The sequence below is a fragment of the Actinophytocola sp. genome (assembly GCF_045807065.1).
Classification (GTDB): Bacteria; Actinomycetota; Actinomycetes; order Mycobacteriales; family Pseudonocardiaceae; genus Actinophytocola.
The window spans coordinates 1-7065 of the sequence record NZ_JBJMIE010000162.1 but is presented as its reverse complement, the minus strand read 5'-3'; the positions used below and the strand labels follow the sequence as shown (position 1 = coordinate 7065).

The window sequence follows — 7065 nt, the reverse complement described above, 5'->3', positions numbered from 1 at the left end:
GGCGGCCGCCGCCGACACCAACTCCGGTGGGGACAGGGTCAGCGCGGACAGGTGCGCCACGGAGTACTCCCGGCCCGGCTGCCGGGGCGCCGGCGGTCGCGGGACGACGGCGGTCGCGACCAGGCGGCGCTGCCGGTGGGCGGTCATGCGCACCGGCGTGGCGCCCGCGTCCCCGTACCCGTGGTAACCGCCGACGCGCTGGACGACCTCGAAGAACACCCGCGAGCCGAGCATGTCCGTGCAGAAGTGCAGGTACTCGCCGTGCTCGTCGCGGTCGTACATGACCGAGTTCGCCCGCAGGTCGGCCAGCAGCCGCGGCGGCAGCTCGAGCCGGGCGTCCAGGTCGTCGTAGTAGTTGCCGGGGATCGGCAGCAGCGGGGCGCCCAGCGCACGCATGGCCTTCGCCGCCGCGATCGCGTCGTCGGTCCGGAACGCGATGTGCTGGGGTTCCGGCACCGCCGGCGCCCAGCTGCCCCGCCGGTACACCGCGGCGTTCAGGGTGATCCGCACGCGGTGCCGCGGATCCGTGGCGGCCCTGCTCCGGATGAGGCCGAACGGCGCCGCGAACTCCGTCGCCGTCTGGGCACGCAGGCCGAGCACGGTCCGGTAGAAGAGGGTGGACTGGTCGAAGTCGTCGAACGGCTCGGTCAGCGAGACGTGGTCGACGGCCGTGAGCAGCTCCCCGGGACGCGCGCCGGTCCGCGTGAAGTCCGCGAGCCAGTCGTTGCGCTCGTCGCCGGTGTGGCAGAAGAACACCGCCGTGCCGTCCGGGGCGGACACCGACGGCAGGTCGGCCTCCTGGGGTTGTCGCGAGCGGGGGAGGACCGGGGCCAGGAGCCGTTCCGCCCGTCCCGCCGACGCGGCGGGGTCCGGGCTCTCGAACGCGAGCGCGGTGATCTCGGCGGTGCCGGGCGCCGACGTGGCACGCGGGGTCGCGTTCAGCAACACCCGCGCGGCGCCCTGTTCCCACAGCCGCACGGGCTTGGACCGGTGCCGGCCGGTGTTGGCGAACCCGAGCGCGGCGAGGGTGCGGGCCAGCACCGGCCCGGACGCCTCGTCCACCGCCAGCTCCGTGAACGCGTGCCCGGTGAGCGCGGGCGCCGCGGTGCCGCCCACCAGCCCGTCCCGCACACCGATGAGCGAGCGCATCGCGTCGGTCGCCGTGCGCCGCGGGTCGGCCTGGCGGAACACGTCGTTGGTCACGTCGAGCGTCAGCGGACCCGAGTAGCCGGTGGCGAGCACCGTGCGGGTGAAGCCGACGAGGTCGAACGCGCCCTGGCCGGGGAAGAGCCGGTGGTGCGTGCTCCACCGCTCCAGGTCCATGTGCCGGGGCGGGGTGTCCGCGAGCTGCAGCGCGAACACCTTCTCCCCGGGGATGATCCGCAGACCGGTGAGGTCACCGCTCCTGCTGAGCACGTGGAAGCTGTCGACGCAGAGCCCGAGCGCGGGATGGCCCGCCCGGCGCACGATCCGCCACGCGTGTTCGACCGTGTCGACGAACCGGGCCCACGCCAGCGCCTCGTAGGCGATGCGCAGCCCGTGCTCGGCGGCCCGCGCGGCGAGGGTGCGCAGCTGCTCGGCCGCGAGCTCGTCGTCGTCGACGGCGTCCGCGGACAGTGTCGAGCCGACCACCAGCGTGCTCACGCCGAGCCGTGCCATCAGCTCGAACGTGCGCTCGGCGCGCCGCAGGTTGGTGCGCAGCACGTCCGGGGGGACCGCCTCGAAGTCGTGGAGCGCCTGGTAGAGGTCGATGCGCAGGCCCAGGTCCGCGCACCGCTGCCGCACCTGCTCCGGCGACAGCGGCGACGCGACCAGGTCGGCCCGCGCGAGCGCGACCGCGTCGAAACCGGTGGCCGCGGCCGCGGCGAGCTTGTCCTCGAGCGTGCCGGACAGGCAGACCGTCGCGATGCTGAGACCGGTCGCGGTTTCGGGTTGGGCGGTGCGCACGTCCTGGGCGGTGAGCACGTCCTACCTCCTCGCCAACGAGTCGAAGTGGTGGAGCATCCGGTCCGCGTCGGGTTCGCGGCCGGTGATGAGCCGGAAGGTGTCGGCCGCCTGGAACACGGCCATGCGGCCGCCGTCGAGCACCCGGCAGCCCCTTGCCCGGGCGGCGGCCAGCAGTTCGGTGGTCAGCGGGCGATACACGATGTCGGCGACCCACAGGTCGGGGTGCAGGCGGTCGGGGGGCAGCGGGAGGCCCGGGTGGCCCACCATGCCGGTGGGGGTCGCGTGGACCAGGCCGTCCGCGTCGGCCAGCACGGTGGGGTCGGCCGGTTCTCGCGCGGTGGCGCGGGTGCCGAGGCGGTCCGCCAGAGCGGTGGCGCGGGTCGGTTCCCGGTCGATCACGCGGAGGTCGGTCACGCCCAGGGACAGCAGGGCGTGTGCGATCGCGGCGCCCGCGCCGCCGGCGCCCAGGAGTACGACGGTGTTCAGGGCGGCGGTGGGGAGGCCGGTGGTCAGGGCGCGGGTGAAGCCCGTCGAGTCGGTGTTGTGGCCGGTGGTCCTCCCGTCGGTGAACGTGATGGTGTTGACGGCGCCGATCACGGTCGCTTCGGGGGAGAGCTGATCCAGGTGGGTCAGGACGAGTTGCTTCGCCGGGTGGGTGACGTTGAGGCCGTCGTAGCCGGTCAGCCGGGTGGCGGTGATGAGGTCGGCCGCGGTTGCCGCGGTGGAGTCGAGGTCGAGGACGCGGTAGAGGTAGCGGATGCCCAGGGCGTCCGCCTCCTGTTCGTGTAGCCGGGGGGTCAGCGAGGTGGCGATGCCCGAGCCGATCAGGCCTACCAGGTAGGCGGAGCTGTTCGGTGCTGTCATCGCCGCTCCTCGCTGGGGTACCGACCTAACAAACGAACTAGATAGTTACTTATACCGCCGGTCAGGTGATCCGGGGAAGGCGTCACGTCGCTCCGGGGCGCGCTAGCGGCAGAACGGCTCCACGCCCGCGGCCGAGCGGATGCCCCCGACCAGCAGCTTCTGGAACTCGGCGGCGCCGGGAGTGGTGGGCTTGGCGGCGAACGCGGTGGCGTCGTGGCCCAGGGTGGTCACCCAGGAACGGCCGCCGTCGTAGTACTGGCACCAGGTGACCGGGTGGTGGTCGCCGTGGCCCGGGTGGCCCATGGAGCCGCGTACGCCGCGGGGCAGGGTCGACTCGTCCACTTCGGCGAGGGTGCGGACCTCGCTCGGGTACGGCACCAGGTTGTACCACTCGTCCGCGAACGCCCACCGGCCCGGCAGGTCCTTCGTGGACACGTCGTGCCGGTCGACGGTGCGTACGGTGCCTGGTTGGTACGGGCCGTGGTCGTAGTAGTTGGCGCCGCCCAGCAGGCCCTCGTACCACGGCCAGTTGTACTCGGTGCCGAACGCGTTGTGGATGCCGACGAAACCGCCGCCGCCGCGGATGTACTGCCTCAGCGACGTCTGGGCGGCGTCGTCCAGCGTGTCCCTCGTCGTGCTCAGGAAGATGATCGCGTTGTAGCCGAACAGGCGGCTGGGGCTCGACAGCTGGGTCACGTCCTCGGTCCAGTCGGTCGTCCAGCCGTTCCGCTGGCCCAACCGCACGATGCCCTGCTGCGCCACGTTCGCGTCCGACAGTGGGGGATTCATGCCCGGTGCCAGCGCGGGGCCCAGGTTCGCGTGGCGTGGACCGGCGGTGCGCGAGTACACCAGCACGCGGATCCCCTGTGCCAGGTCGAAGTTGCCCCAGTCGTGGTAGCACTGCGGCCGCACCCCGCGGCACACCCCGTAGTCCGGCCGGCCCAGCTCCCGCGCGCCGGTGCGGTCGCGGTCGTTCGCCGCGGCCGGTGCGCCCAGGGCGAGCACGGTCATGGCCGCCGCGGCGGCCGCGCTCGTGATCGCGGTCATCAACGTCGATGCTCGTCGGTGCACGATGTCACTGCCTTTCGTGGTCCGTCACGTGGACCGGGTGATCCAGGTTGGGCTTGTTAACAGGAATGTGGCGAGCCTACGCTGAACCGTCACACAGTCCAAAGAGTCCGCTAGGCGGACCCAGTACCCGATGACGGAGGTACCGCGGCATGGCGGAGATCCAGCGCAGGGACTTGATGAAGGGGGCGGCCGCGGCGGCAGTCGGGGTCGCACTCACCGGCGCCGGCGGCGTCGCCGCGGCCGCGCCGGCAGGACATCGGGACCCACCGGTGGCGCTCACCCCGGGTGGCCAGGACTTCCCGAAGGTGGGCGGCAACCTCGGCAACCAGAACTACACCGCGCTCGACGGGATCCGGCGCGGCAACGTCCGCGGGCTCGGCGGCGCGTGGGTGAACCGGATCGAGGGCGGCCTCGCCGCCGGCAACAGCCAGAGCACGGCGGTCGCCGTCGACGGTGTGCTGTACATCGAGTCCGCGCTCGGCAACGTCTTCGCGGTCGACGGTGCCACCGGCACGACGAAGTGGGTGTACCGGCAGACCCGCGGCTCGCTCACCCGCCGCGGCGTGGCCGTCGGCGACGGCAAGGTCTTCACCCACGGCAAGGGGAACTGGATCATCGCGCTCGACCAGCAGACCGGCGCGGTCGCCTGGGAGAGGCAGATCACCGGGTACGGCACCATGGAGAAGGTCGCCATCACCTACCACGACGGGCAGCTGTTCTGCGGCACCGCAGACAGCGACCGCGCCGCCGGCCTGTCCCTCGACGCGAGCAACGGCGAGCTGCTCTGGCACTTCTGGGGCGCCCCGGGCACCGGCGAGATCGGCAACGACACCTGGGAGGGCGAGTCCTGGCGCACCGGCGGGTGCACGCCGTGGATGCATCCCGCGGTCGACCCCGACCTCGGCCTGGTCTACTGGGCGTTCGGCAACGCCCGCGGCAACCGGTCCTCACAGGACGGTTCGCAGCGCGGCGGCCAGAACCTGTTCTCCAGCTCGCTCGTCGCGATCGACATGCGGACCGGCGCCTACCGCTGGCACTTCCAGTCCATCCACCACGGCATCTGGGACATGGACAACACCATGGCGCCGGTGCTCGCCGACGTCCGCATCCACGGCCGGACCCGCAAGGTCGTGATCTACGGCAGCAAGTGCGGCATGTACTACATCCTCGACCGGGAGACAGGCGAGGCGCCGCTGGGCATCGACGAGGTGCCGGTGCCGCAGGACGCGCGCCAGAAGACCTGGCCGACACAGCCGTTCCCGCGCCAGGGGCCGTGGACGCGGACCCGGCCGGTGGACCAGCCGCTCGGCACCGCGGTCCCCGGCGACCCGGCCCGCGCGGTCCCCAACTACCGCCAGGGCGCGCTCTACACCCCGCACTGGGACGAGCCGGTGCTGTCCATCCCCGGCCACGGCGGCGGCGCGGACTGGGCCCACCAGTCCTTCAGCCACAGCACCGGGTGCGTCTACACGGGCTTCGGGTACGTCGCGGCGGCGCACTCCCTGACCGAGGCGAGCAACGGCCTGCGCCCGCCCGGCGAGTACCAGACCGGCGGGATCGTGGCGGTCGACGTGCGCACGAACCGGGTGCGGTGGAAGAAGAACATGCCCTACTCCCTCGCGCACGGCAACGGGATCCTGACCACCGCGGGCGACCTGCTGTTCATCGGCCAGCCCGACGGCAACCTGCTGTGCCTTGACGCGCGCGACGGCCACGAGCTGTGGCGGTTCCAGTGCGGCGCGGCGATCAGCAGCAGCCCCGTCATGTACGAGGTGGACGGCGTGCAGTACCTGGCCGTGTACGCCGGCGGCACGAGCATCCCCTACGGCGACTCCGCACCCCGCGGCGACTTCCTGTGGGCCTTCCGGATCGGTGGGCGCGTGCCGCCCGCCCCGACCCCCGCGCCCCCGGTCATCCGCAGGCCGGTCCAGGGCGCGCCGGTCGAGGGCAGCGCGGTCGCCAACACGGTCGTGATCGGCCGGACCTACGACCCCGCCACCGGCACGGTCGGCCCCACCGAGTCGACCGCCGTCAACGCCATGGCCCCGACCCACCTCCGCGTCCCCGCCGGCACCACGGTGACCTTCACCAACCACGCCGGCAACGCGGGCGTCCGCGGCGCCACCCAGTTCTTCGAGGGCCTGTTCGACGTGCGCCTCGCGCCGGGTGAGTCGTACGCGCACCGGTTCCGCGAGAAGGGCGAGTACTTCTTCAACGACCCGGCCAGCCCCCGGTCGACCGGCAAGATCGAGGTCTACTGACGCGAGCGGGCCGGGCGCCGCGTGCGCCCGGCCCGGTGGCCGCGAGAGAACCTAGAGACCCAGGTAGATCTGCCGCACCCGGGGGTCGCGGCTCAGGTCCGCGGAGGTGCCGGTCATGGCCACCTCACCGTTCTCCATGACGACACAGGTCTTCGTGGCCTCGAACGTGAGCTTCGCGTTCTGTTCGACCAGCAGCAGGGCGTGGCCGGCCTCGCTGAGGCGGTGGAGGACGGCGAGGATGTCCTCGATGAGCCTGGGGGACAGGCCCATCGAGGGCTCGTCGAGCAGGACCAGCCGTGGGTTCGACATCAGCGCGCGGCCGACCGCCAGCATCTGCTGCTGGCCGCCGGACAGCGCGCCGGCGAGGCGGTGGCGCATCTCGCCGAGCACCGGGAACAGCTCGTACACCTCCCGCAGCGTCCGGCGCGTGCGATCGTTCCACTTCTGGACGTACGCGCCGAGCAGCAGGTTCTTCTCGACGGTGAGGCCGCCGAACACGTGCCGGCCCTCCGGGACGTACCCGATGCCGTGCCGCACGACGTCGCGTGCCCTGACCTTCGTCAGGTCGTGGGAGCCGAAGCGGATCTCCGCCGCCGTGCGCGGAACCAGGCCCATCAACGCCTTCAGGGTCGAGGTCTTGCCCGCCCCGTTGGCGCCGATGATGCCGACGCACTGTCCGGACCCGACGGTGAAGCTCACCGACCGGACCGCGCGTACACCGCCGTAGTGCACGGACAGGTCCGACACCACCAACTCGTCCGCGGTCATGGGCCGACCTCCGCCGCCATGTCGGTATCCGATGGCTCACTCCTGTTCATGGAGTCGCCCAGGTACGCCTCGACGACCTTGGGCAGCACCGCGACCTCGGCCGGGGTGCCGTCGGCGATGACGCCGCCGCTGGCGAGCACGGTCACCCGGTCGC

At 72.4% G+C, this 7065-nt stretch carries 6 protein-coding genes; 1 reads left to right on the top strand and 5 read right to left on the bottom strand.

Annotated features, from left to right (window positions below):
- The 3 genes from ACJ73U_RS09505 to ACJ73U_RS09495 form a co-directional block, all read right to left on the bottom strand.
- The coding region (locus tag ACJ73U_RS09505) for a TIM barrel protein (RefSeq protein WP_407777180.1) at positions 1 to 1965 on the bottom strand (1965 nt) is incomplete at its 3' end.
- Between the two features lie 3 nt (positions 1966 to 1968).
- Positions 1969 to 2811, bottom strand: a complete 843-nt coding sequence (locus ACJ73U_RS09500; protein ID WP_407777179.1) for a shikimate dehydrogenase — start codon at positions 2809 to 2811, stop codon at positions 1969 to 1971.
- Positions 2812 to 2913: 102 nt separating this feature from the next.
- On the bottom strand, positions 2914 to 3858 hold the full coding sequence (locus tag ACJ73U_RS09495; protein ID WP_407777178.1) for a ThuA domain-containing protein: 945 nt from the start codon (positions 3856 to 3858) through the stop codon (positions 2914 to 2916).
- Between the two features lie 173 nt (positions 3859 to 4031).
- On the opposite strand from ACJ73U_RS09495, the gene ACJ73U_RS09490 reads away from it, so the two are divergent.
- Complete coding sequence (locus tag ACJ73U_RS09490; RefSeq protein WP_407777177.1) at positions 4032 to 6143, top strand: PQQ-binding-like beta-propeller repeat protein; 2112 nt, start codon at positions 4032 to 4034, stop codon at positions 6141 to 6143.
- Between the two features lie 51 nt (positions 6144 to 6194).
- Here the strand turns inward: ACJ73U_RS09490 and ACJ73U_RS09485 are convergent, their stop codons facing one another.
- Entirely contained in the window at positions 6195 to 6911 is a 717-nt protein-coding gene (locus tag ACJ73U_RS09485; protein ID WP_407777176.1) for an ABC transporter ATP-binding protein, read from the bottom strand.
- Positions 6908 to 7051 (bottom strand): hypothetical protein, encoded by a 144-nt coding sequence (locus tag ACJ73U_RS09480; RefSeq protein WP_407777181.1) that lies wholly within the window; start codon positions 7049 to 7051, stop codon positions 6908 to 6910. The genes ACJ73U_RS09485 and ACJ73U_RS09480 overlap by 4 nt, the downstream gene beginning before the upstream one ends.
- Positions 7052 to 7065: the final 14 nt, after the last annotated feature.